The organism is Clostridium sp. JNZ X4-2, from assembly GCF_054889485.1.
Genome location: NZ_CM142685.1, coordinates 142,703 through 167,297, shown reverse-complemented (window position 1 = coordinate 167,297; position 24,595 = coordinate 142,703). Strand labels below are relative to the sequence as shown.

Annotated in this window: 25 protein-coding genes, 1 pseudogene and 1 riboswitch; of the genes and pseudogenes, 3 read left to right on the top strand and 23 right to left on the bottom strand. The window is 33.8% G+C overall.

Going from position 1 to position 24,595, the window contains the following annotated elements; all coding sequences use genetic code 11:
* Positions 1-28: 28 nt before the first annotated feature.
* Positions 29-1,429, bottom strand: a complete 1,401-nt coding sequence (amrA, locus tag ACYUJ6_RS01005) for an AmmeMemoRadiSam system protein A (RefSeq protein WP_461844045.1) — start codon at positions 1,427-1,429, stop codon at positions 29-31.
* 257 nt (positions 1,430-1,686) lie between these two features.
* On the opposite strand from amrA, the gene ACYUJ6_RS01000 reads away from it, so the two are divergent.
* On the top strand, positions 1,687-2,472 hold the full coding sequence (locus ACYUJ6_RS01000) for a hypothetical protein (protein ID WP_461844044.1): 786 nt from the start codon (positions 1,687-1,689) through the stop codon (positions 2,470-2,472).
* Here ACYUJ6_RS01000 and ACYUJ6_RS00995 read toward each other — a convergent pair.
* The 5 genes and pseudogenes from ACYUJ6_RS00995 to ACYUJ6_RS00975 form a co-directional block, all read right to left on the bottom strand.
* A complete protein-coding gene (locus tag ACYUJ6_RS00995; RefSeq protein WP_461844043.1) occupies positions 2,381-2,890 on the bottom strand; it encodes a GNAT family N-acetyltransferase in 510 nt (169 codons plus the stop codon). The genes ACYUJ6_RS01000 and ACYUJ6_RS00995 overlap by 92 nt on opposite strands.
* Before the next feature lie 39 nt (positions 2,891-2,929).
* Positions 2,930-3,385, bottom strand: coding sequence for an AraC family transcriptional regulator (locus ACYUJ6_RS00990; RefSeq protein ID WP_461844042.1), 456 nt, complete (start codon positions 3,383-3,385; stop codon positions 2,930-2,932).
* A 309-nt stretch (positions 3,386-3,694) separates the two neighbouring features.
* On the bottom strand, positions 3,695-4,399 hold the full coding sequence (locus ACYUJ6_RS00985; protein ID WP_461844041.1) for a 4Fe-4S double cluster binding domain-containing protein: 705 nt from the start codon (positions 4,397-4,399) through the stop codon (positions 3,695-3,697).
* A 57-nt stretch (positions 4,400-4,456) separates the two neighbouring features.
* Positions 4,457-4,741, bottom strand: a pseudogene (locus tag ACYUJ6_RS00980) (GrpB family protein); the annotation flags it as partial.
* A gap of 31 nt (positions 4,742-4,772) precedes the next feature.
* Complete coding sequence (locus ACYUJ6_RS00975; RefSeq protein WP_461844040.1) at positions 4,773-5,114, bottom strand: winged helix-turn-helix transcriptional regulator; 342 nt, start codon at positions 5,112-5,114, stop codon at positions 4,773-4,775.
* A gap of 158 nt (positions 5,115-5,272) precedes the next feature.
* Between ACYUJ6_RS00975 and ACYUJ6_RS00970 the strand changes: the two genes are divergently transcribed.
* Positions 5,273-5,827: a nitroreductase family protein gene (locus ACYUJ6_RS00970; protein ID WP_461844039.1), complete on the top strand. Its 555-nt coding sequence runs from the start codon at positions 5,273-5,275 to the stop codon at positions 5,825-5,827.
* Positions 5,828-6,058: 231 nt separating this feature from the next.
* Here the strand turns inward: ACYUJ6_RS00970 and glmS are convergent, their stop codons facing one another.
* The 13 genes from glmS to cdaA form a co-directional block, all read right to left on the bottom strand.
* Entirely contained in the window at positions 6,059-7,885 is a 1,827-nt protein-coding gene (gene glmS / locus ACYUJ6_RS00965; RefSeq protein ID WP_461844038.1) for a glutamine--fructose-6-phosphate transaminase (isomerizing), read from the bottom strand.
* 742 nt (positions 7,886-8,627) lie between these two features.
* On the bottom strand, positions 8,628-8,828 hold the full coding sequence (locus ACYUJ6_RS00960; RefSeq protein WP_461844037.1) for a DUF4177 domain-containing protein: 201 nt from the start codon (positions 8,826-8,828) through the stop codon (positions 8,628-8,630).
* A 176-nt stretch (positions 8,829-9,004) separates the two neighbouring features.
* Positions 9,005-10,369 carry a phosphoglucosamine mutase gene (glmM, locus tag ACYUJ6_RS00955; protein WP_461844036.1) on the bottom strand — a complete coding sequence of 455 codons (1,365 nt, stop codon included), beginning with the start codon at positions 10,367-10,369 and terminating at the stop codon, positions 9,005-9,007.
* 189 nt (positions 10,370-10,558) lie between these two features.
* On the bottom strand, positions 10,559-11,089 hold the full coding sequence (locus ACYUJ6_RS00950; RefSeq protein WP_461844035.1) for a 2-oxoacid:acceptor oxidoreductase family protein: 531 nt from the start codon (positions 11,087-11,089) through the stop codon (positions 10,559-10,561).
* A 1-nt stretch (position 11,090) separates the two neighbouring features.
* Entirely contained in the window at positions 11,091-11,846 is a 756-nt protein-coding gene (locus ACYUJ6_RS00945; RefSeq protein WP_461844034.1) for a thiamine pyrophosphate-dependent enzyme, read from the bottom strand.
* Complete coding sequence (locus ACYUJ6_RS00940) at positions 11,846-12,916, bottom strand: 3-methyl-2-oxobutanoate dehydrogenase subunit VorB (RefSeq protein ID WP_461844033.1); 1,071 nt, start codon at positions 12,914-12,916, stop codon at positions 11,846-11,848. The genes ACYUJ6_RS00945 and ACYUJ6_RS00940 overlap by 1 nt, the downstream gene beginning before the upstream one ends.
* A gap of 18 nt (positions 12,917-12,934) precedes the next feature.
* Complete coding sequence (locus ACYUJ6_RS00935; RefSeq protein WP_369705540.1) at positions 12,935-13,144, bottom strand: 4Fe-4S dicluster domain-containing protein; 210 nt, start codon at positions 13,142-13,144, stop codon at positions 12,935-12,937.
* A 146-nt stretch (positions 13,145-13,290) separates the two neighbouring features.
* Entirely contained in the window at positions 13,291-13,953 is a 663-nt protein-coding gene (locus ACYUJ6_RS00930; protein WP_461844032.1) for an ATP-binding protein, read from the bottom strand.
* A 270-nt stretch (positions 13,954-14,223) separates the two neighbouring features.
* Positions 14,224-15,291 (bottom strand): butyrate kinase, encoded by a 1,068-nt coding sequence (gene buk, locus ACYUJ6_RS00925; RefSeq protein WP_461844031.1) that lies wholly within the window; start codon positions 15,289-15,291, stop codon positions 14,224-14,226.
* Between the two features lie 125 nt (positions 15,292-15,416).
* On the bottom strand, positions 15,417-16,502 hold the full coding sequence (buk, locus tag ACYUJ6_RS00920) for a butyrate kinase (protein ID WP_461844030.1): 1,086 nt from the start codon (positions 16,500-16,502) through the stop codon (positions 15,417-15,419).
* 83 nt (positions 16,503-16,585) lie between these two features.
* On the bottom strand, positions 16,586-18,184 hold the full coding sequence (locus tag ACYUJ6_RS00915; RefSeq protein ID WP_461844029.1) for an NAD(P)/FAD-dependent oxidoreductase: 1,599 nt from the start codon (positions 18,182-18,184) through the stop codon (positions 16,586-16,588).
* Entirely contained in the window at positions 18,174-19,421 is a 1,248-nt protein-coding gene (locus tag ACYUJ6_RS00910; RefSeq protein ID WP_461844028.1) for a CdaR family protein, read from the bottom strand. The genes ACYUJ6_RS00915 and ACYUJ6_RS00910 overlap by 11 nt, the downstream gene beginning before the upstream one ends.
* Positions 19,388-20,239 (bottom strand): diadenylate cyclase CdaA, encoded by an 852-nt coding sequence (cdaA, locus tag ACYUJ6_RS00905; protein WP_461844027.1) that lies wholly within the window; start codon positions 20,237-20,239, stop codon positions 19,388-19,390. The genes ACYUJ6_RS00910 and cdaA overlap by 34 nt, the downstream gene beginning before the upstream one ends.
* A 124-nt stretch (positions 20,240-20,363) precedes the next feature.
* A riboswitch (cyclic di-AMP (ydaO/yuaA leader) is annotated at positions 20,364-20,493 on the top strand.
* 3 nt (positions 20,494-20,496) lie between these two features.
* Here cdaA and ACYUJ6_RS00900 point away from each other — a divergent pair.
* On the top strand, positions 20,497-21,021 hold the full coding sequence (locus tag ACYUJ6_RS00900) for a cell wall hydrolase (RefSeq protein WP_461844026.1): 525 nt from the start codon (positions 20,497-20,499) through the stop codon (positions 21,019-21,021).
* A 43-nt stretch (positions 21,022-21,064) separates the two neighbouring features.
* On the opposite strand, the gene ACYUJ6_RS00895 is transcribed toward ACYUJ6_RS00900, so the two are convergent.
* From ACYUJ6_RS00895 to ACYUJ6_RS00880, 4 genes are all read right to left on the bottom strand, one after another.
* On the bottom strand, positions 21,065-21,931 hold the full coding sequence (locus tag ACYUJ6_RS00895) for an NAD(P)/FAD-dependent oxidoreductase (RefSeq protein ID WP_461844025.1): 867 nt from the start codon (positions 21,929-21,931) through the stop codon (positions 21,065-21,067).
* A gap of 111 nt (positions 21,932-22,042) precedes the next feature.
* Positions 22,043-22,360, bottom strand: a complete 318-nt coding sequence (gene trxA, locus ACYUJ6_RS00890; RefSeq protein ID WP_461844024.1) for a thioredoxin — start codon at positions 22,358-22,360, stop codon at positions 22,043-22,045.
* A 164-nt stretch (positions 22,361-22,524) separates the two neighbouring features.
* Entirely contained in the window at positions 22,525-23,724 is a 1,200-nt protein-coding gene (locus ACYUJ6_RS00885) for a tetratricopeptide repeat protein (RefSeq protein ID WP_461844023.1), read from the bottom strand.
* Positions 23,717-24,490 carry a DUF4652 domain-containing protein gene (locus tag ACYUJ6_RS00880; RefSeq protein ID WP_461844022.1) on the bottom strand — a complete coding sequence of 258 codons (774 nt, stop codon included), beginning with the start codon at positions 24,488-24,490 and terminating at the stop codon, positions 23,717-23,719. The genes ACYUJ6_RS00885 and ACYUJ6_RS00880 overlap by 8 nt, the downstream gene beginning before the upstream one ends.
* Positions 24,491-24,595 lie beyond the last annotated feature (105 nt).

Here is a 24,595-nt window from a genome sequence, read left to right as displayed (position 1 = left end):
TTATCTTCCTCCAATACTCAAAAAACTTTTACTCGTGCCTTATAACCTGAAACCTTTTAATAGCATATTCTTCATCTGGGGATATGTTTCCCTTCTCAAGTGCAATTTGAAGCTGTTTATCCACTGTATCCACACCTTCCAAATCTGGAAGCAGCAAACCACATCTAGATCCTTTTGTAACTATTACCCCATATTTTTCGGGGGCCAGTTCTTCTCTTAAAGCTTTTTCTGGCCTGGTAAGCACATCTACAGAAAAATCTATATCTTCAAGTTCTTCCTTTCTCACCGGCATAAATCTCGGATCATGCATTCCTGCCGAAACAGCATTTTTTATAATTTCTTCAGCTGTATTTTCCGCAGCTGGGAAAATAGTTCCAATACATCCCCGGAGCCGGCCTTCCTTTTTCATGGACACAAAAACTCCTCTTTTACTGTTTTTCATTTCAGTGGTTACATATGCCGGAGTTTTTAAATATTTTCCATGATCCAGATAATAAGTTAAGCTTTCACGTGCAAGCCTTACATAAGTATCTTCAATTTTCTTCTTTTCCGCAGTTATTTCTTGTTTTTCTTCAACTAATCTTCCATAGGTATCCTTGTTATCATCTTTGAGAGAAAAACTCATCACCCCGTATCCCACTCCAAAAGGACCTTCATAAGATAAGATGCTGCCTTTAATATGACATCCATTCATTGCTCCCAGCATTATGTAGTAGGATCTCAATGCACATTGCCCTGCTTCATTTATGGTCTTGCTGTCAATATTGAATATTCCTGAAACATCCCCTTTTTCAAGCAGTGAAGTAATTTCTCTATCAAATTTTTTCCCATAGGGGCTGTATTCATAGGGTCCATCTGCAGTAAGCCTGTGAGATAAATCCCCGCTTGCAATAAATACTGCTCTGGTATCCACCTGGCCTGCAGCTTCTTTAATACACATTCCAAATTTATAAAGCTGCATCTTTGAAAGCATCCCATAAGTTATATGAACCAATTTGTAATCTTTGTATTTCTCATTTACAAAATACAGGGGCACTAAAGCTCCATGATCCAATTCATATTTAATTCCATACTGCTCTGCAGATCTTGTGGTTATCTTTCCCGTCAAGATATTTTGTTCTTTTGAATATTCTATTATCTTTTCTGTTAATGTCAAATTTATATTGCAGCTCTGACTTACCTGCGGTGCCCCGAATTTGGCCAAATCCCCCTGTATACTGTGCTGACAGGACAGGGCAATTGCGTCACTAAACACCGGGCCATGGGGTGTAATTATTATTATTGTGTCTGGTTTTATAGCCGCTATATCTTCACCAATTTTACCGCAGGCATCCAGGGTATTTTTTATTTCTGTCTCCTGACCGTGCGCTACTTCTGGAATTGCAATGGGAGGGTGGGGCATTGCATAAAAGCCGTATATTTTTCCCATAATAATCACCTTGCTTTAATATTTTATGTTTATTTTACGCTATTCTTATTTGAAATATGATCTATCAAGTCATCTTTGCCGCCCAAATATACTAATACAACTTGTCTTTAGGTCATACTTACCATTTATTTTATTATAACATTATTTAAGGTCTTCATTCCCATTTTCCATTAGGGTTTCTTTACTCAGTCGCAAATTTGTAATAAAGGAATACTATGTTTTTATCAGCTTTATGGAATATATGGTTTGGTGGTGCAGTGAGTGCAACATTAGCAACACTTAGAAAAAAGCTGGCTAAGATGGCGGGGGAGGAACTGGTGAATTTGCTATGTTCTAATTTCAGCAGTGAACAAACCTTTACAAGCATGAAACCACTGCTGGCAATAGAACAAGTGATTGATGGAAGTTTAACCCGCGAAAAGTATTTGGAGCTTTATGGTCATAGAAGTCCTCACGAGTTTGAGGTTTATTATGAATACCCTGCAGATCACCCATCATTTATTAACAATCAAGTTAAAGAATATAAAAATACTAATCTGAAGCCAACTGAGCTATTAAAAAAACAGCAAAGTGAATTTATAAAGGGTAAAAAACTTTTTATACAAAAATTTCCTGCAAAACAAAAATGGATAGAGAAAAAGCTTGAAATAATTTCTAAGGATGCAAATACCCGGGAGTCCCTGAGAAATGAGTTTGTAAAAGTTTTTAGAGTAATGCGACATTTATTGCTTAAAATTGGATCGGTAACAGGGATCGGTGATGATATATTTATGATGTATTGCTTTGAAGTCCCAAAATTTTTGCAGGGTGACATTGAAATGCTGGATAAACTCTCTAAAAGGCGTAAGAATTTTAAACAATATCAAAAAATGCCTTTTTTCCCACAGTTAATTAGAGGCAGGTTTAATCCCTATGAATTACTATTTATAATACTCAACGCCAAATTGGAACTTATAAATTGCTTACCATTTCTAATTCAAGACATTTCCAGTCTTCATTCAAAACATGATAGTATTCTACTTCATTTATTGGAACATCTTTAAATCCAACTGCTTTATAGCAATAATAAGCAGGTTGATTATTTTCAAATACTCCCAATCTTACTTTATTAACTTTTAAAATTTCAAATGCATATTTTAAAGCTAGTTGCAGCATTTCTTTTCCGCAGCCTTGACCTCGTTTGGTATCATCAACAATAACAAATCCAAATCGTAGTATAGATTTATCTTCATCTATAAACCTCATTATCAGATGACCTACTATTCCTGTTTCATCAAATGCCGTCATTTCATAAAAATTATCTGCATTAGCAACATCATCATAATATCTATTCATATCTTCTGATGTAATAGGATATTTATCGTATCTATCAGCACACCATTTTCGAAAAGAAACTTCGTCCTTTATCCAATTTACAATATATTTTGCATCACACTTTTTATAAGATCTTAATCTTAACATTTCAACACCTCTATAAATTACTACTTGTCTTAATATTTTTTATAATATTGGAACACAAATTTCACAGTAGTGTTTATTTATCATCTGCATTGCATAGCGTTCAACAATGGGTCTTCTATCATCAAATTTATAATTTCTTTTTGATAACTCTTGGAATATCTCCATCCATGCTTTTTGCATGGCATCTACCGTATGACTTATTTTAAATACAAAATATTTTCCACTAATAGTTTTTCCAAAATTAATATATTTATTATCATCCTTAAATTCATCTGAAATAACTAAACATACATCATAACGACAATCTTTAGGTTCTGTGAATTGAGGGTTATCTTGGGTTATTCCTAATATGATTGAACTTTCATTTAATAAGTTTTTTTCTCTAGCCCAATTTTTTAATTGTTCCATTATTTGTACATTGTCTGAGCCATAAGATCCTGTCCTTCGTATATAGGCAACTTTATATGATGGTATCATCTCAATATTAGTATTCATAACTTACCTTCTTTTTAAATAAAGTACATCGATGTCTGAATTCATCATATAATGCTTTAAAATATATTTCAACTTATTTTTTAAAATTGCCAAATTAGAAATTTATAGTTTCTAACTAATCTTGTTGAAAATTACTGTCTGTTTTTTAAGAGAAATTTTTCCAACTTATATCTATATGTACTTTGAATTTGAGTACAGGAATAATTATTGTGTCAGAAATGAGGCTTTATTTTTTATTATTAAATTAGTATATTTAATAAAATCATGGAAATTATTATAGAAAGGAAAGAATCAGCTCCAAAAATATTTTCAAATTGAATTCTGTGATTTTAAATATTTTTGTGTCCAAGGACAGACAAATATACATTTTCCACAAATTCTTTCCTCTACGCCAAGTTCATTGCTTCTTTTTTGTGCCTCATCCCTACACTTAAAAGCATCAAAATAATTACTCCTATCTGTATTTATACTCCAGTTAATTCCTAGCACTGCATTACTAGGGCAAAAACTTGTACATGTAGAGCATTTTCCACATTTTGATTCATTTATAGGCAAACCAATGTTTAATTCCGCATCAGTTAATATAGTTGATAATCTTACAGCTGAACCGAATTCCTTGGTAACAAGTAATGCACATTTTCCAATCCAGCCAATTCCTGACCTGGTTGCTACAGTTTTATGGGGCAAAGTTGTCTTCAATGTTGTTTTATCCGTTTGAATGATTCTTTTTACTTTTGGTAATGCCTTAAATCCATACTGTCTTATGATCTTTGCTGCGTATTCATCAAGATTATCTAGAAGCTCATTTACTCTTGCATATTCAGCATAATAATCTTTTGTCGGTCCATTTTTTATTCCAGCAATTATATACGGATTCATTGCTACCGCAATTGAAATTCCATATCTGTAGTTTTCTCTCTGATCTTCTGGAATATCTTTCAAGTCTGCAAAACCGACAATTGAAGCGCCTTTTCCAATAAGACATTTTCTGAGCTCTGTGCTTAAATAATTCATTTTTATATCTCCTTCCATATATAATTATCTACTTTATAACTATAAAAAACAATAAAATTTATTTTCATAATCAAATGCCTCTCTACCAGGTATGCCCAAATGTCCTTCGTATATATATCCAATAGATTCCAATGCTTTTTTTACTTCTTCAAAATTTTTGTCAATCACAACATCTATGTCAATAATTGGTTTTGCCGCCAATCCCTCAACAGATGTACTTTCTACATGCTCAATAGAATTTATTTTTCCAGAAAAAACTATTAATAATTCATCTTTTATACGTTCAAATTCATTTTTCCATTCTGGATTATAATCTTCTACTATTACATATTTAGTTCTCATTAAAATCTCCTCTATAAATTTACTATTTATATTAATTACTGTTTTCATTTATTATTTTTTTATAATCTTTTCCCCATTCACACATGGCACTTAAGATGGGCTGCATACTTTTCCCCATATTAGTGAGGCCATATTCTGCTCTTGGTGGGGATTCCGGATAAACTTCTCTATAAATTATTCCATCCTTTTCTAACTCTCTTAATTGCATTGTCAATGTTTTTTGAGTAATATTAGCTAATGTTCTTTGTAATTCATTAAATCTAATAGTTCCTCTTGACAAATGCCAAAGAATTGCTAATTTCCACTTTCCACTAAGTATATTTATAGCTAAATTCATAGGACAATCTGATTCTAAATTAATTGATTTTGACATTAGTTTCTTCTCCTAATACATTTTTATAACAATATATCTTGTATCTAATTATCTTAATAGTATCCTTTTTGATATTACATATCAAATTTGTGCGTACTTACATTATAATACTTTTAATGTTATTATTTTATAAAATTAACGAGTAAGGAGGAAATTATATGAACGAAGTTTTAAATGCAATAAAAAATAGGAGGAGTGTAAGAGCTTACTTACCTACACAAATAAAACAAGAGGATTTAGATTTAATTATTCAATCTGGTATTTACGCACCTTCTGGTCACAATGACCAACCGTGGCATTTTACTGTTATTCAAAATAAAGAAATAATACAGTACATTAGTGATAAATCTAAAGAGTTGATGATAAAATCACAAATTGATTGGATCAAAAATATGGGGTCAAATTCCAAAATAAATCTAACATATAATGCTCCAACATTAATTATTGTATCCGGTAATAAAAATGCACTTTCTCCAAAAGTTGATTGCTGCGCAGCAATACAAAATATGCTCCTAGCAGCAGAAAGCTTAAACATTGGTTCTGTTTGGATTGGATTGATAAAATTTTTCTTAAACCTAAAAGATGAGGTCAAAAAACTTGGTATCCCGGACGGATATGAACCTTATTATGGTGTAGCTTTAGGATACATGTCACTAAACAAAAAAATGATTGCCCCTAAAAGAAACTTAAATGTAGTAAATTATATAAGATAATATACAAATGGGAATTCTTTTATAGGCCTTCATAATTTTTATATTCATAAACAATTAATTTTCCGTTCCTTCTCATACTTTTATCTTATAAAACAAAAACTCCATATACTCAAATTTCTGAGCATATGGAGTTTTATATTTTGATGTTCAATATCCAATACTTGAATAGCATAATATTTAGTTTAAGACTTCTTTAGACAGCTGCACAATTACAGCATTTCTAAATTCAAATTACTCTACAGTAACTGACTTTGCCAGATTCCTAGGCTTATCCACATCGCAGCCTTTCTTTATGGAAATATAATATGCCAGAAGCTGCAGTGGAATCACCGCAAGCACCGGTGCAAATATATTCATTGTCCTTGGCAGGTATATTACGGAATCAACTGCTTTTTCAACATCCTTGTTTCCCTCAAAAGTAAATGCCAAAACTTTAGCACCTCTTGTAGTTACTTCTTTAATATTACTTACCATTTTTTCAACCAGATTTTCTTGAGTAGCCCCTGCAATTACCACAGTTCCATCCTCAATTAAAGCTATAGGCCCATGTTTTAGCTCTCCGCCTGCATAAGCTTCCGAGTGGATATAGGATATTTCCTTTAATTTTAAGGATCCCTCAAGGGCAACTGCATAGTCAAGGCCTCTTCCAAGATAAAATACATCGTTCTCCTTATAAGTCTTCTCTGCAAATTCTTGAACAATTTCTTTATTGGCAAGTACCTTTTCCGCTTTTACTGGTAAAGAAAGCATTTCCTTCTTTAACTGTTCTATCTTTTCCACGCTTATGGTTTCTTTATGCTGTGCGAAGAAAAGTGCTATTATATAAAGTGCTATGAGCTGGGTTACATATGCTTTTGTAGAAGCAACTGCTATTTCAGGCCCTGCCCAGGTGTAAAGAACATCATCTGCTTCCCTCGAAACAGAACTTCCCACCACATTTGTTATGGCTATCACCCTGGCTCCCTGTGCCTTTGCTTCCCTTAAAGCCGCAAGAGTATCCGCTGTCTCTCCTGACTGACTTATAATTATCATCAAGGTTCTTTCATCTATTATAGGATCTCTGTATCTAAACTCGGAAGCAATGTCCACCTCTACCGGCATTCTAACCAATTTTTCTATTACATATTTTCCTACTATTCCTGCATGATATGCAGTTCCGCAGGCTACTATATATATTTTATCTATATTTTTAATTTGCTCTTTTGTTATCTTTATATCATCCAAGGTTACCGGCTTACCCAGCATAATCCTGGATGTCATGGTATCTTTAATTGCCTTTGGCTGCTCATGTATTTCCTTCATCATAAAATGGTCAAATCCACCTTTTTCGGCAGCATTGGCACTCCATGTAACATGATATACATCCCTTTTTATCTCTTTTTTATCTTCAGATAAAAGTTTTACACCATCTTCAGTTATAACAACAAATTCATTGTCATTTAGAAGATATATATCTCTGGTATGATTGAGTACAGCAGGAATATCCGATGCTATATAATATTCATCTTTGCCAAGCCCCACTATAAGAGGACTGTCCTTTCTTACTGCAACTAATTTCCCGGGTTCTTTTGAGCAGATAACCCCTATGGCATAACTGCCTTTTATTTTGGATATTGCTCTCATAACTGCTTCAACTATATCTCCCTGATAAAAGTATTCTATTAACTGGGGAATAACTTCTGTATCAGTTTCAGATACAAATTTATATCCCTTTGAAATAAGCCATTCTCTAAGCTGTACATAATTTTCTATTATACCATTATGAACTACGCTTATAGTTCCATCCTGACTGTTATGGGGATGTGCATTTAAATCAGACGGCTTTCCATGAGTAGCCCACCTTGTATGCCCAATTCCAACTATACCCTTTAACGGATGTTTTGACAATTTATTTTCTAGGTTTTCAAGCCTTCCTTTGCACTTTATCACATTAATATGGTCTTTATCTATTATGGCAACACCTGCTGAATCATATCCCCTGTATTCAAGTTTACTGAGTCCTTCAATTAAAATAGGTGAAGCCTGTTTTTTCCCAACAAATCCAACTATTCCGCACATACTAATCTTCCTTTCAATTTTAATATACTAAATACAACACAATTTTCCTTAATAGCAATGCAGTTTCACTATGAAAACAAAAAATTGTAATCAAAGAAAACCTGAACTGCTGCTATAATTTCAGGCAATTGTGCTTTTGGGATCATATATTTCATTCCCATTAAAGGTTTTTACACCAAACTGATGTTGTATCAGAAATTGCTTCCTGGTTTTATCAGCTGTTAACGGTAGTGCGATACCGTGGGGCACCCGCCGAAGATTCGATACTCCCCATCCTCGTCAACTCAAGTCCGACTAAAAAAATCGAAAATTATTTTTCAATGAAACTCAGACTGATGTCTGAGTAAGTTCGGCTAAATCAAACTAAAGATTTGTAATCTTACTTAAGTTCTGGCGCTTTTAATTACTCATCCTACTGCTAATCATCACCTGCTTTCAATATAATTGATAACATAAAATTATCATCAATACATTATATTATTTAATCTAATTTTTTGTCAACTATTATAATCATGAAAAGCATAAATCCTGAATATGGAATTTACTCTGAATTATCTTGAAATCCAGGCATTTTCTAAGGCTTACATATATAAATATGCACTAAATCCAATTATTAATTTTATATTAACATATTATTAAATGAATGGATCCGGCTCTATAATCTCCAGGCAAGTCAGATATGCAGAACTGCGGTGGTAATCGGGTATTTAACTAAATAATTTTTGCCTTGATTTTTTATAATCTAGTCTTCAGTACGTTTTTTGAATATTATGCAATCGCCATCAACTTTGGGATCCTTACCCAGTGTAGTATATGGCTTTTGTAAAACTCCTGCAAATTCCCAACCATCCTTACCACATTTATTCAATGTTTCTTCTACAGTCAAATCATCATCTGCGCCTAGAAAATTTTCCATTGTAAGTACTTTATATTGCCATGTCATTATTCATACACTCCTTTTAACATTTTATAACTATAAAGAAACCATAGGCAAAAATCATTTAGTATCCTTACTATACTATATTTTCCCATTTACAATATAATAAAATTAAAAATACACTGTTTAGTTTTTCACAACAGTGTATTTAAATTCATATATTCTAAATATTTTTACCGGACCTAAGAATTACTTGATAAGTTGGCCTTTCTTTGAATTAGTTCAGCCAAATTGCGGGCAATCTTATCTATTTCATCCTGAGCCTCTCCTTCCAGCATGACCCTTACCAGTGGCTCTGTCCCAGAAGGCCTTATAAGTACTCTTCCGCAGCCATCCAGCCTTTCTCTTATTTCCTTTATTTTTTCTACTATTTCTTTATCCTCCTCATATATACCTTTTTTGTCATTAGACACCTTTGCATTTGCCAATACCTGGGGAAGATTTTTCATCATGGAAGCAAGCTGTGATAATTTTTTACCGCTCTTCTTAACTATAGAAGATATTTGAAGGGCGGTAATGAGCCCATCTCCTGTGGTATTATAATCAAGCATAATTATATGGCCGGACTGTTCCCCTCCTAACTTATATCCTTCTTCCTTCATCTTTTCAAGTACATATCTATCTCCAACTTTAGTTTTTACTGTACTCATCTTCTCTTTCTTAAGTGCTATATCAAGGCCCATGTTGCTCATAACAGTAACTACCACTGTATTTTTGTATAGCTTGCCCTCATCTTTTAAATTTTTACCTATTATGGCCATTATAAAATCTCCATTTATCAGGCTTCCATTTTCATCTACTGCAAGACACCTGTCGGCATCCCCGTCAAAAGCAAGTCCCAAATCGTATCCCTCTTCTACTACAGTCCTCATAAGTTCTTCAGGATGGGTAGAACCGCAATTATTATTTATGTTTATTCCATCTGGGTTATTATTTATAATTTTTACCTCTGCTCCTAATTCTTCAAAAGCCCTTACAGAAGTTATATAAGATGCACCATTTGCACAATCCAAAACTACCTTCAATCCCTTAAGGTCAATATCAATAGTTGATTTTGCAAAATCAACATAGTTTTTTAATGCATCCTCCGTCACAACTATTTTTCTTCCTATTTGTTCACCTAGTGGAACAGATATACCTTTAAAATCACTTTCAATTATGTACTGTATTTTATCTTCCAATGCATCAGACAATTTATATCCTGAGCCGTTAAAAAACTTTATGCCATTATATTCTACCGGATTATGAGAAGCTGATATAACCACTCCCGCATCCGCTTTGTATTTTCTTGTTAAATAGGCTACTGCAGGCGTTGGTATTACTCCAATGCAAATGGCTTCCGCCCCTATGGAGAGTATACCTGAAACCAATGCACTTTCCAGCATATCTCCAGATATTCTAGTATCCATTCCTACAAGTATCTTAGGTTTATGCGCTGTTTCCGTCAATACATATGCTCCTGCTTTTCCTAATTTATATGCCAATTCTGGAGTTAATTCCTTATTTGCAATTCCTCTTACACCATCAGTTCCAAATATTCTTTGCATATTAATACCTCACTTATTAAAAGTTAATTTTATTCCGGTCGCAATTTAAATTTTCCGTTTAAATTAAAATATTCATTTTATATTATATTACATTAAAAATATTTCTACAATGTACTTTTCTCATGAGAATTTAAAAAGCACTTTATAAATGCCATTACGAACATTTATAAAGTGCGCCTTAATTAAAATTTACTTTACAAATTCAATACCTTTTTCCACTGCCAGTTTATTGGATTCAAAAAACCTTTCTTTTCCATGGGCTCTTAAAGATTCAAGTAATTGCTCTACAGAAACTATTCCAGTTTCCTTTACCAAAGCTCCCAGCAAAATCATATTAGCTATTTTTTTACTTCCTATTTCTTCTGCTATAGTTTGAGCTGGAATTGCTATGATTTTTATATCATTTCTCTTGGGCATGATATCTATTAAATCTGAATCCATTACTATTATGCCATTAGGTTCTACTGAATTTTCAAATTTTTCTAGAGAAGGTCTGTTCATTACAACTATGCTGTCTGCCCTCAAAACTATGGGGGAACCTATATCTTCATCTGTCAATATAACAGAACAGTTGGCCGTACCACCTCTCATTTCAGGTCCATAAGAAGGAAGCCAGGAAACATTTAAGTTGGCATCCATTCCTGCATAAGCCAAAAATTTACCCATGGACAAAATACCCTGTCCACCAAATCCTGCAAAAATAATCTGTTGTGATGTCACCTTACTTCACCTCCCCAGTACCAGTATTGTCTTTTTTTACTCCTAAAGGATAATATGGTATCATATTATCTCTTAGCCACTGCATTGATTCCTTAGGCGATAATCCCCAGTTGGTAGGACATATTGAAAGAACCTCAACCAGTGAAAATCCTTTTCCCTCCAGTTGATTTTGAAATGCCTTCTTTATGGCCTTTTTAGCTTTTAAAAGATGAGGTATGGTATCTACAGAAACTCTCTCTACATAACATGCGCCTGTAAGAGTAGATATCATTTCTGAAACTCTTACTGGATATCCGGCTATTTTTACATCTCTTCCATAAGGAGTGGTTTCAGTGACCTGCCCTGGCAGAGTAGTTGGAGCCATTTGTCCTCCGGTCATACCATAAATGCAGTTATTCACAAATATAGTAGTTAAATTTTCTCCTCTTGTAGCTGCATGAATTATTTCTGCAGTACCTATAGCCGCCAAATCCCCATCTCCCTGATAAGTAAACACCACATTATCTGGATTAGTTCTTTTTACACCTGTAGCAACTGCCGGTGCCCTGCCATGAGCTGCTTCAAATACATCACAGGCAAAATAATTATAGGCTAAAACTGAGCATCCTACTGGTACAACGGCAATAGTTTTGTCCAATATTCCAAACTCATCTATTACTTCTCCAACTAATTTGTGAATTACTCCGTGAGTACACCCTGGGCAATAGTGTGTTGGTACATCCAGCAGTGATTTTGGTGGTTCATATACTACAGTCATTATTTCTCCCCTCCCATCATGGCCTTAACCTTTTCAAGAATATCTGAAGGTTCTGGAACCATACCTCCAGATCTTCCATAAAAACCTACTGGCTTTCTGCCGCTAGCTGCCAGTTTCACATCATAAACCATTTGTCCGCAGCTCATTTCCACAGACAGATATCCATATTTTGTATTGTTTATAGTTTTTTCAAAAGCTTCCATTGGAAACGGCCACAATGTTATCGGCCTGATTAATCCTATATTTATTCCTTCCTTTTTAGCCATTTTAATTACGTTCTTGCATATCCTGGATGTGGTTCCGTATGCCACTAATATCAAATCACATTTTTCATCACAGTTGAATAATTCATATCTGACTTCATTTTCCTTTATCTTTTTAAACTTATTCTGAAGTTTTTCATTATGAGCTTCCAATTCCTCTGGTGCCAAATACAGTGAATTTATAATATTATGCTTTTTTCTTCCTTTAAGTCCATTGGCTGCCCAAGTCTTCTCCGGTAGTTTTTTCTGAGGCCTGTCTTTAAATTCAACAGGTTCCATCATTTGCCCAAGCATTCCGTCTCCCATTACCATACAAGGAGTTCTATACATATCAGCCACATCAAAAGCGTCTTGTATTAAATCTATCATTTCCTGTATTGAGGCTGGTGCAAATACAGGCATATTGTAATCTCCATGTCCCCCGCCTTTTGTTGCCTGAAAATAATCTGACTGAGCCGGCTGTATACTTCCAAGTCCCGGACCTCCTCTTACTATATTCATAATAAGGCATGGCAGTTCTGCCGCTGCAATATACGATATACCTTCCGACTTCAAGCTGATTCCAGGTGAACTTGAAGATGTCATACATCTAACGCCGGTACCGGCCGCACCATAAACCATATTTATAGCGGCTACTTCACTTTCTGCCTGAATAAAAACTCTATTTTTCTTTGGCATAACCTTGGACATATAGGCTGCAACTTCTGTCTGCGGGGTAATAGGATACCCGAAAAAAGCTTGACAATTTGACCTTACGGCTGCCTCGCCAATGGCTTCATTACCCTTCATTAATACCTTTTTTCCCATAAAAAGCTTACCTCCTTATTATTTTTCAACAGTTATTACACAGTCTGGACATATTCTGGCACAAGATGCACATGCTACACATTCTTCAATCTTATCTTCCGGAACAGTAGCTGGATGATACCCTTTTACATTTAACTTGGTGGAAAACGACACAATCTTTTTGGGACAGACTTCTATACAATGTCCACAACCTTTGCATCTCTCTTCCCTAAAAGTTACTTTTGGCATGAGAAATCCCCTCCTAAAAATTTAGCTATTAGATATAATTGTATTTAGTCGTAATATTTCTGGACAATAAACTTAATACTTTTAACTTTATATAAATTTTATTTCTAGCATATTAATTACTTAAAAATATATCAAACCAACATATTTCACTGCCAAGGTGCCTTCATGTAAATATCTATAGGAAATATTTTTCCACTTGCTTTGGCTTGAATTTCATCTGCTAAATCTGCCCTGCAAACAGTATATGAATGGGGTATTTTCAACTTTTGTGATAATTTTTTAACCATCCTGTCCCCTTTTAACACGTCTGAAACAGTGGTTTCATAAGATAAATTACTATTTGAAATAAGATGAGTTACTTTTAATCTAGAAGAAGCTTCTATAAATTTTATATATTCTTCAGTATCTTCATTATTTGATGTTAAAGGTCTTTCATTATTAACTACATAGTACATATCATAAGGCTCACTTTTAAAATATTCATTGAATTGTCCAAGAGCCACAGCTCCCTGAGCATCTCCGCCTACATCAAAAATCACCTGATAAGTTTTATCATTAAACACTGAAAGCACTTCAGCAGGCACCACCATTAATTCCGCATTTAATAAATTTGGATCTGAGGATATGACTTTTACTCCTTTTTTTTCTAATTGTCTTTTCAAACTTCTTGTACAAAAATAAGGATTTACTATATCTAAATCAACTATTGCTGCTTTTTGATTTTTGTCTGCAATATTTATTGCATAATTAATAGCTATTTCAGTTTTGCCACTTCCAAAATGGCCTGTAAATATTCTAATTCTGCTCATACTATCACCTCATCTTAAAAAGACCTGATATTTAATTTCATATTATTAGTAAACGATTTCACATACAGTTCACAACTACCTAACCTATGTTGTCTAAAAAATACTTAAGGGTTATTTTTTATGATAAAATACTTAACTTATTTAATCATTACTTTAAATATGCATAATTACAATTACTTTAGAATTTATATGACTTCTATCTTCTATATATATTATATCACAAATATCTCAAATGTCTTAAATTTCTAATGATTAATTTATTATATCTAATTATTCATATTCCAAAACTTTTTCTCCCTTTAAGGCTCTTAAGCCAGCTTGTGCCAGAGCCATTAACTCATATCCTCCGGGATAGCTGATTACAGGTGAAATAAAAGACACCTTTTTCTTTATCTTTTTTACTGCTTCCCCGCTGCAGGCTATACCGCCTGTTAAAATTATAGCATCAACTTTTCCACAAAGAACTGCTGCACATTTTCCTATTTCTTTAGATACCTGGAGTATAAAAGCATCTAATATTACCTTAGCTTTTTCATCACCTGTGTTGGCTTTCATCTCTAATTCTCTAAAATCATTTGTGCCCAAGTAACCTGCAAGTCCACCTTCTCCACTTATCATCTTTTTTATCTTGTTATAACTGTACTGCCCGCTATAACATAGTTTAACTAAATCACCTACAGGAACTCCACCTGCTCTCTCCGGTGCAAATGGTCCATCTCCGTCCAGCGCATTATTTACATCAATCACTCTGCCTTTTTTATGTGCACCTACTGAAACTCCCCCTCCCATATGAGCAACTATTAAATTCAAATCTATATAATTTTTACCTATGCTCATGGCATACTTTTTTGCCACTACTTTTTGATTCAACCCATGAAATTTGCTCTTTCTGGTTATCTCAGGCATACCTGATATTCTTGCTATATCCTCCAATTCATCTATAGTAACTGAATTCACTATAAATGCAGGTATATTTAAGGGTGCTGCTATACTATCTGCTATTATGCCGCCTAAATTTGAAGCATGTTCACCCTCTATTCCAGCTTTTAAATCCTCTATCATTGCTTTATTCACCCTATAAATTTCACTTCCCTCAAGTTTTAAAAGCCCTCCTCTTCCAACTACTGCATTTAAGGTATTTAAATTCACAGCTTTTTTCTTCAATGTATTTAATATATCTTCATTCCTAAATTGAAACTGATCATAAATCCTGTCATATTTACTTATTTGAGTTGACGAATACATTACAGTTTCCCTCATTATTTCTTTTTTATTTTCATAAACACATATTTTAGTGGATGTGGAACCAGGAGCAATTACTAAAATTCTGCAAAGCATATTTACCCTCCTTAAAATCCTATTAGTTTATTCCCTCATGGCTGCCATTGCTTATCCCCAAGCTTCATAAAGAGGGAATACCATGCTGGCATAAGCAGCTTGCACTGTCAATGATATTTAGTTTACTATGAAAACGATGCCTCCTCATCGTAAATTTTCACCCTTTCCTTTCCTTGAAGTACTCTTAATGCTCCCTGTACTAAAGCCAGCATTTCAAGTTCCCCCGGGATTATTTCAACAGGAGCAATAAAACCTACCATTTTTTTTATAACATCTGTAAGAATCTTGCTATAAGCCATTCCTCCAGTCAGTATTACCGCATCAGCCTTTCCACTGAGTTCTACAGACATGGCCCCTATTTCCTTAGCAATCTGATATGCCATTGCCTGAAGTATAAATTTTGCTTTTTTATCTCCATTTTCAATTCTATCAGCTACTTTTTTACCATCATTTGTCCCTAAGTACGCTACAAGTCCCCCTCCGCCTACAATCTTTTTTCTCAGTTCCTCATAAGTGTAATTCCCACTAAAAGCTAATTCTATTAAATCTCCGCAGGGCAAAGTTCCTGTTCTCTCCGGTGAAAAAGGCCCTTCTTCATTTGCATTATTTGTATCAATTATTCTGCCATTTTCAATGGGTGATACAGAAATTCCACCGCCTATATGAGCAACTACAAAGGAACTGCTGTTAAAATCCTTATTGTATTTATCACATATTTTTCTACAAACAGCCTTGGTATTTAATGCATGAACAAGAGATCTTCTTGCAATCTTAGGCATACCAGATATTCTCGCAATATCATCTATTTCATCTACTGCTACCGGATCCACTATGAATGCCTGTACCCCAGCTTTCTTGGCTATTATATTTGCAATGATTCCACCTAAGTTGGAGGCATGTTGTGCCTGATAACCTATCTTTAAATCCTCCAGCATTTTTTGTGTAACCCTATAAGTTCCACCAGGCATGGATCTTAACAATCCCCCCCTGCCCACTACGGCAGATAAGCTGCTTAGTGCTATGTTATTGGATTTAAGCCAGTTTAATACAACTTCCGTACGCATTTCTTTTTGAGCATATATGCTCTGAAAACCTTTTATTTTATTCACATCATGCAATATATTATCTGAAATTCTACATTCTTCATTTTCAAATAATGCTATTTTCGTTGACGTAGATCCAGGATTAATTGCCAGTATAATATTATCCATATAAAATACCTCCATAAAATATATTTCCCGATAATCATATTTTACCAAATATATTTTAAAAAGAAAGCCTTTAACAATATTAATTATAAGGGCCTGTAATTTTTAATTATGTTTTCTGCTGTTTTTAAACCGTCTACTGCCGCAGATATTATACCTCCTGCATATCCTGCACCTTCTCCACAGGGATATAATCCCTCCACAGATATACTTTCCAAATTACTATTTCTCATTATTCTAACTGGTGCAGAAGTCCTGGTTTCAATACCTGTTATTATCCCATCACCTTCTGCATATCCTCCTATTTTCTTTTCAAAGTGGACAAATCCCTCCTGCAATGCACTGACCACTTCTGCAGGAAGACACTGCCTTAAATCCCTAAATTCACATCCCGGCATATAAGTGGGTCTTACTTTTCCAAATGCAGTGGATACTCTTTCTCTTAAAAAATCCCTAATCAATTGTACTGGAGCAGTATAATTTCCTCCACCCAGCTTATATGCCAGCCTTTCATAATATCTTTGAAATTCCATACCCTTTAAAGGGGAATTACCTTGAAAATCCCTTTCTGCCACAGTTACCACTACGGCAGAATTTGCATTGTCCAGATCCCTGTTATAATAACTCATTCCATTAGTCACAAGTGCCCTTTCCTCTGAGGCTGCTGCTACAACTTTTCCTCCGGGACACATACAAAAGCTGTAGATTCCTCTTCCACTTTTACTTTTATGTGTAAGCTTATAGTCTGCAGGTCCTAGTTTAGGATGTCCTGCAAATTTTCCATATTGGTTCACATCTATCATATGTTGTGAATGTTCCACCCTGACCCCTATTGCAAAAGCCTTAGATTCCATGAATACTTCTCTTCTAGAAAGCATTTCATAGGTATCCCTGGAACTGTGCCCTATAGCCAGTATTAAATTATCACAGTGTATTTCACTTCCATTTACAATTACCGCTTTTAGCCTTTTATTTTCTATTACCAAATCCTCCAGTTTACTTTTAAATAATATTTCTCCACCTGATTCTAATATTTTATTTCTTATATTCCTAACTACAAGTTTCAAGTTATCCGTTCCTATATGAGGCTTGCCATCATATGTAATTTCATCTGGAGCACCATATTTTGAAAATGTATCTAAAATAAAATCGCACCTTTTATCCTTTATCCTAGTGGTTAATTTCCCGTCGGAAAAGGTTCCTGCACCGCCTTCTCCAAATTGTACATTGGACTCCAAATCCAACTTTCCAGTATTCCAAAATTGATTTACAGTTTTTGTCCTGTCTTCAATTCTTTCTCCTCTTTCTATTATGATGGGTCTGTATCCTCTTTCTGCCAGGAAAAGTCCTGCAAACATACCTGCAGGACCCATGCCAACAACTACAGGTCTGGAACTCATCTTCTTTTTTCCCGGAACTGCCGCCTCTTCTTCTGCAATTTTTTCTTCTATTTTTACATCTTTGTCACTTAACTTCAATGCCATTTTTTTTTCTCCACGACAGCTCACTTCTACAGAACAGTTAAATCTTATATTGTTTTTTCTTCTAGCGTCTATAGATTTCCTCAGTATTCTAAATCTTTCAATGTCGCCTTCACTTATCCTAAGTTTTTTGGCAGCTTTATTTTTTAATTCTGCACAGTCTTCATCTATATTTATAATCAAATTATTTATCCTAATTGCCATTTTGATCCTCCGCTGTTTTCTGCCTTATATCTACATTTATATTCTGTGGGCTTTGTGATACTAATGATATGCCTTGAGGCAGGGATACAACCACATTAGCTGACTGAACTCCCTCAGACATTGAACTGGTATCTACAAAGCATACTATACTATCCGCATTTAAATTATTTACAATACTGTCAGATCCTGAAACTACTATTGACACACTGCTGCTGCTCAATTTCGCCGTATAACTGTTATTTAAATTTCTAATCTGTACATTAAGATTTAACTGTTTTTGAGATTCACTATCAGTTTTAACTGTACCGGAACTTATTTTTAATTGTACTATCCCATTACTATTTATTAATTTTACTCCCTTTGGAACTATTAATTTCGCCTGGGCATTGCCTGCATCTCCCATTTTACTTAGCTCAATAGGTTCCGTGTCTATTCCACTTATATTCTTTATTACACTTTCATCCCCTGATATGTCTATCTTGTCTGGCACTGCAGTTATTGAACTAGTTATAGCCTCACCTGCAGAATTGCCTTGAATTTTAATATTCACCGGAACAGTTTTTATTTTTCCAACAGGCACTTTAATCTTAACACCAGCAGGATTTATTTTAACATTTTTTATTATATTCCCGGATACATCCTGAGGCTGAAGTGACACTGTTGTATTTATATCATTCTGAGCATATCTTACATCATATACGGCTGCAGCATATCTTACTTCATTTACCATATCCTGAGAACCGCTTATTTCTGCCTTTTCCACCTTCAAGACTGGATCCAGGGCATAATATCCCGCCTTGGGTTTTCCTATTATAGTTACCCTTATAGGTACACTTTTTTTCTTCAATTCATCAAGTTGTATCTTTATCCACAAGTTCTCGTTATTTTCTATGCTTATATTATCAGGACTCTTTTTTACAGTCACCGGTATATTGTTTTCCCCTTTTTTCATGACATAAGAACTTAAATCCGAGTTCAGCTTAAAATCACTTGGCTTTACCGAGTATACATCAGAAGCATTTCCCTTTATAAGAAGAGATATATTAAATTGATCGCTGCCTACCTGAACAAGTTTTGATTGAGCAAGTACATCTTTATTGACTATAGTTACAGGCACCACAATCTTTCTCTCTGTTATAGGATTTTGAACATTAAATATATATAACCATAAAATGAATGCTGCAATTACACAACATACCTTTATTAAGATTTGGCTTTTTTTATTTTTTCCTTCCACTCAATCACCCTCTCTCTCCATGTAGACTTTTTTTGGGATCTTTTTTTCATTATAGTAACAAGGATCTTTTTTAGTCTATCCTTAGTGTAATTTCTTATAAGTTTTCCATTTACAGCAAAGGAAATAGTCCCCGTTTCTTCCGAGACTACTACAATTAAGGCATCGGAATTTTCTGATATTCCAATTGCAGCTCTATGCCTTGTACCCAACTTTTTATTTAAATCATTGTTGTTCGTAAGAGGTAAAAAACAACCTGCTGACACTATTCTGTCATTCCTTATTATAGTTGCCCCATCATGCAGCGGCGTATTTACTACAAATATATTTTCTAAAAGGGCAGCTGATACTATGGCGTCTACTTTAGTACCCGTATTTATTATATCTCCAAGCCCTGTAATCTGTTCAATTACAATAAGAGCTCCTGTTTTACTTTTAGATAAATTATCTACGGAATTTACAATTTCAGTTACCACCTTTTCCATTACTTCTTCATCCTGTAATATGTGTTTATCATTAAAGGCAGTTCTCCCCAGATGCTCAAGCGCCCGACGAATTTCAGGCTGAAATATAATAACAAAAGAGAGAACACCTATAGTTAAGGTCTTGGTAAGTATCCAATTAAGCATTACCAAGTGAAAAAAACTGCTTATTGGTATAAGAAATATTATAAGTATAATTCCCTTTAAAAGCTGCTCAGCTCTGGTTTCTTTTATAAGCATATATCCTTTGTAAAGTATATACGACACCACTAATATATCCATAACAGATGATATGCTTATATTTCTCACTGAATTAACCATCATTTGCAATAATTCCACCCGTTTCACCGTCCTATAAAAAGTATCTACTAATAATTATACACTATTTAACATTGTTTATATCAGTACTTTAAATGATTTTAAAAAATTTTAATAGAATGTATTTTATTTTGTTAAATGGGTACAATATCATTGACCTAAGTTTTACTAAAAACACGGGGAAACCAGTAACATTGGGGTGAATCGTATTTATACGTAGGTTATGCCTTTACCGAACCCGTCAGCTAACCCCGTCGGTAATAAGGAGATGATTCAATTTGAAAAAAATTATTTATTTTATTATTTTCTTTTTGATGCTATTTATACCTTCTCAAAATGTAAGTTCACACACTCTTAACAGCACCAATTCCACTTTGTTTAATGAACAGGAAGAGGTTGTTCAGGTATTTAACTACTCTAACCAAAAAATATACATAACACAAAATGACGTAGATTTAATGGCCAAAGTAGTTTATGCTGAAAGTAATTGTGAACCCTTTGAAGGTAAGGTGGCAGTAGCTTCTGTAATATTGAACAGATTGCAATATCCTGAATTCCCAAAAACAGTAAAAGGAGTAGTAACACAAAGAGGAGCTTTTTCCTGTGTGAAAAATGGAGTTATAGATGTAACTCCAAATGAGGAAAGCTATAGCGCAGTTCTTCAAGCATTAAAAGGAGTAGATCCCACAGGTAAGTCTATTTTCTTCTATAACCCGAGAATAGCCACTTCCCAATGGATGAAAAATATAGATAAAAAAAATGTTAAATCTATAGGAAACCATGTGTTTTTTGTAGTCAACTAAAAAAGGGCTGTTGCACTAAAAAGATTAGTGCAACAGCCTCTTTTTAATTAACTTGTTGTTTGTCAAGGTATAAAACAGCATTTAATGCAGCTACCTGTCCCTGACCTGCAGCCTTCATATACTGATATGGCTTTCCAACACAATCTCCTGCTGCAAAGCATCCCGGTATATTGGTATTCATATTTACATCAACCTTTACATGATTATCCTCCATTACAATTCCCGGTACCAGTTGAGCCGGTGAGATACTGTCCTTTAATACAAATACTCCATCTGTACTTATTTCTCCATGCTTTAAAATAACCTTTTCAACTTTTTCTTTTCCGTATATTTCAAGGATACTATCTTTTACTACCTCTACATTTTTATTCAAATCCAGCTCATCTCTGTACATAGGTATATAATATACCTTTTCAGCCAATTCATTTACATAATTAGCTTCTCTTTCAGCTTCTTTATTGTATCCTATGATAGCAACAGCTTTTCCCTTATACAAAGGGGCATCACAGGTGGCGCAATATCCTACTCCCTTGCCCAAAAGTTCCTCTTCACCTTTCAGAGCTTTAGTATACTCAATACCCGTGGCTAATACAATGGTTTTTGCTTCATACATCTTTTCATTCACCATAAGTCCAAAATATTCACCCATAGCATATATTTCATTTATTTTCTCAAAAGTTATATTTATACCCATGGATTTTATATGATTTTCAAATCTTCCCTTTAGCTGCAATCCTGTTATATCTGGCAGGCCAAGATAATTATTGATTTTGGGAGCCCTTACTAATTTAGCACTAAGCTCTGTTTTTCCGAATACAAGGATGCTTTTATTTCTTATCCTGGCATTGATTGCTGCGGAAAGTCCTGCCGGTCCACTTCCTACTATGGCAATATCATATCTGGAATTCACTTGAATCCACCTCCTAATTTATTTTCATATATAACAATATAATTAAAATGACAAATTAACAAAGTCAATTTGTCATTTTAATATACTTTAATTCCCAATAACTGTTCGCAATTAAATATGTTTTTCCAAAACATCCTTTATAGTATCCTTTGGTCTAAATCCAATAAATTTATCTACCATATTTCCATCTTTAAATACCATAACAGTTGGGATACTTGCAATCTTAAACTGTGCTGCTGTAACCGGATTTTCATCTACATTCAGCTTGAAGAATTTTGCCTTTCCCTGTAATTCATCTGAAACCTCTTCTATTACAGGGGATAACATTTTACAAGGTCCGCACCAAGAAGCCCAAAAATCAACAACTACAGGAGTAGATGAGCTTTCAATTGAATTAGAAAAATCTGAATCCTTTATTTCTTCTACCATTACTTTCCCTCCTTAATAATTTTTAAGGGTATTTCCCTTAATTATATTTTATCTGATGATTAGTCACTGTAATATTCCTGCTTTTAATGCTGAAAATAGCAGTGCTACATCTTTAGATAACAATTTTATTATTTGTCTAGCAGCTACTTTTTAGTCTTTAAAATTTAGCTGTTTATTATACTATTTATTATAGAATTGTTATAAATGGATACAGGATATTTATTTACTAGCTTTTCAGCATAATTTTTAGATGTGCTCACATCCATACCCTTATATATAATAGCAAGCCTGTATAAAACCGTTTCTTCATAATTTCCATCAGAAAAATTTTCATCATATTGAGAATAATATTTTGCGGCACTTTTCAAATCTCCTGACAAATCAATAGAATTTGCGAGAAAATAAATTATATGGGGATATAAATCGCTTTTAGAACCAAATTCATAGGCTTTATTAAAATAAGAAATAGCATTACTATAATCACCACTATTTAAATATTTACTGCCTAAATTATAGAAATACAAACATCCTTCTCCATATAAGACTTGTGAAGCCCTTGATAAAACTTCCCCATCATATGAATTCAACTTTTTATCCTTCCATTTATTAACCTGCAGATACATAGAATCATAATCTTTATTTTGTATGTACTTTTTCATATCCTTTTCATTAAAGACATCCTTATTATTATCCAAATTACCATTATTTTTATGCTTTACTACTTTTACCGCCTGGTTCTTATTAACAAAATCATTTTTATGATTTATGATCCCCTTATAAACTCCAATTATTAATGCTATGGCAAATATTACAGCTAGAGAAACAAATGTGGCTCTTTTTACATTCGACCCTTTCTTTATTACATTTACATCTTTAAGAAATCTCATATTTTTTTTGGCTTTGGCATTATGTAAATCCACTTCAAAAACATTATTTATCTTTTCCAATGCCTTATTATAATTACCCTTCTTTATATAGCACAAGGCACTATAATTATTTACTTCAATATAATTAAAATCACTTTCAGCACATCTTTCCAGCAATACCAATGCTTCATTTATCTTCAATTCTCTGATTAATGTCAAAGCTTCCTTATATAAATTAAATCTTACATCATCTTTTTTTGACCCTTCAAGATACTTTTCGGCCACCTCATCATTATTAACTTCATGGTTCATATTCCAAAGTTCTCGTGCACCCTGTAAATTGCCTTTTAAATATAGTAAAAGACCCTTCAAGTTAATAGCCGCTCTGTTCTTTATATTTATAGATATGCTTTCATCACATAACTCCATTGATTTTTTTATATATCCGTCATTATATTTATTTAGAGCTTTATTATATATTTTTTGAGATCTATTCATTTATTTCATATACCACTTTCCCATCAGAATTTTTCACTTCTATTTTACCATTTAAATTTGTATTAAAAGAGTGGATAATCCAATCCTCCACATGAGATTTATTGTACATATCATCATCATATACATCTACTTTCAAGTTTATGTCATTTTCATTTTTTTGTGCAGACATTATTTGCTGCTTCTTACTTGGTGTCTTTATCAAAAGTGCAGCTTCATCCTTATTGACATTTAACATATACAAGTCCCCTCCCTTTGCTACTGTACCCTGAGAGCCTCCTATAACCACCAGTATATTTTCATTGTCAACCCATTCTAAATATTTGGGAGATATTTCAGTATTGTTTTCAATTTCAAAACTATATACCTTTTGTCCACTTTTTACTATTATCCTTCCCTGTCCTTCTTCTAAAGCTTCACTGCCTTTTCCCTCTATACAAGCACTATAGGTTCCATCTTCAGAACTTTTCCATGGAGTACTAAAGCTTACCTGAGTATCACTGGTTAATTCTTTTTTTAAGAAGCTTAATCCTCCTGAATCCTTAGCTGCGGGCACATGTTTTTCTGCACTATCTTTTGGATTTTCAACTTTTCCTTTTTTATTACTTGTACTATTAGAGCTTATCTTCTTAGTATCAGTGGAATTATACTGAGAACTGTTTTTTGTAGAATCAGAACTTTCCTTATTGCTGGAACACGCCGTAATACCTAAAGCTAGGATAACCCATACCATGCATACTAAAAAATAGCTGATTTTTTTACTTTTCATATAAAGTTCCTCCTTATACAAAGCAATTTATCATGTGCCAAATTATGTAAATGTGGAAGCTCGTAACTTTACTGGGTATTTAATTAAATTATACCATAATAAATA

What these genes read in the sequence shown, in the direction of transcription:
- ACYUJ6_RS00975 (WP_461844040.1), bottom strand. Translation starts at nt 5,114, where the DNA reads ATGTCAAAATCAATTAATTTAGAATCAGATTGTCCTATGAATTTAGCT.
- glmM (WP_461844036.1), bottom strand. Translation starts at nt 10,369, where the DNA reads ATGCAAAGAATATTTGGAACTGATGGTGTAAGAGGAATTGCAAATAAG.
- ACYUJ6_RS00960 (WP_461844037.1), bottom strand. Translation starts at nt 8,828, where the DNA reads ATGACATGGCAATATAAAGTACTTACAATGGAAAATTTTCTAGGCGCA.
- ACYUJ6_RS00945 (WP_461844034.1), bottom strand. Translation starts at nt 11,846, where the DNA reads ATGACTGTAGTATATGAACCACCAAAATCACTGCTGGATGTACCAACA.
- ACYUJ6_RS00985 (WP_461844041.1), bottom strand. Translation starts at nt 4,399, where the DNA reads ATGAATTATTTAAGCACAGAGCTCAGAAAATGTCTTATTGGAAAAGGC.
- ACYUJ6_RS00935 (WP_369705540.1), bottom strand. Translation starts at nt 13,144, where the DNA reads ATGCCAAAAGTAACTTTTAGGGAAGAGAGATGCAAAGGTTGTGGACAT.
- ACYUJ6_RS00930 (WP_461844032.1), bottom strand. Translation starts at nt 13,953, where the DNA reads ATGAGCAGAATTAGAATATTTACAGGCCATTTTGGAAGTGGCAAAACT.
- ACYUJ6_RS00880 (WP_461844022.1), bottom strand. Translation starts at nt 24,490, where the DNA reads ATGAAAAGTAAAAAAATCAGCTATTTTTTAGTATGCATGGTATGGGTT.
- buk (WP_461844031.1), bottom strand. Translation starts at nt 15,291, where the DNA reads ATGCTTTGCAGAATTTTAGTAATTGCTCCTGGTTCCACATCCACTAAA.
- glmS (WP_461844038.1), bottom strand. Translation starts at nt 7,885, where the DNA reads ATGTGCGGAATAGTTGGATTTGTTGGGAAAAAACAGGCTTCACCTATT.
- ACYUJ6_RS00940 (WP_461844033.1), bottom strand. Translation starts at nt 12,916, where the DNA reads ATGGGAAAAAAGGTATTAATGAAGGGTAATGAAGCCATTGGCGAGGCA.
- ACYUJ6_RS00990 (WP_461844042.1), bottom strand. Translation starts at nt 3,385, where the DNA reads ATGAATACTAATATTGAGATGATACCATCATATAAAGTTGCCTATATA.
- amrA (WP_461844045.1), bottom strand. Translation starts at nt 1,429, where the DNA reads ATGGGAAAAATATACGGCTTTTATGCAATGCCCCACCCTCCCATTGCA.
- buk (WP_461844030.1), bottom strand. Translation starts at nt 16,502, where the DNA reads ATGGATAATATTATACTGGCAATTAATCCTGGATCTACGTCAACGAAA.
- ACYUJ6_RS00995 (WP_461844043.1), bottom strand. Translation starts at nt 2,890, where the DNA reads ATGTTAAGATTAAGATCTTATAAAAAGTGTGATGCAAAATATATTGTA.
- trxA (WP_461844024.1), bottom strand. Translation starts at nt 22,360, where the DNA reads ATGGTAGAAGAAATAAAGGATTCAGATTTTTCTAATTCAATTGAAAGC.
- ACYUJ6_RS00885 (WP_461844023.1), bottom strand. Translation starts at nt 23,724, where the DNA reads ATGAATAGATCTCAAAAAATATATAATAAAGCTCTAAATAAATATAAT.
- ACYUJ6_RS00970 (WP_461844039.1), top strand. Translation starts at nt 5,273, where the DNA reads ATGAACGAAGTTTTAAATGCAATAAAAAATAGGAGGAGTGTAAGAGCT.
- ACYUJ6_RS00915 (WP_461844029.1), bottom strand. Translation starts at nt 18,184, where the DNA reads ATGGCAATTAGGATAAATAATTTGATTATAAATATAGATGAAGACTGT.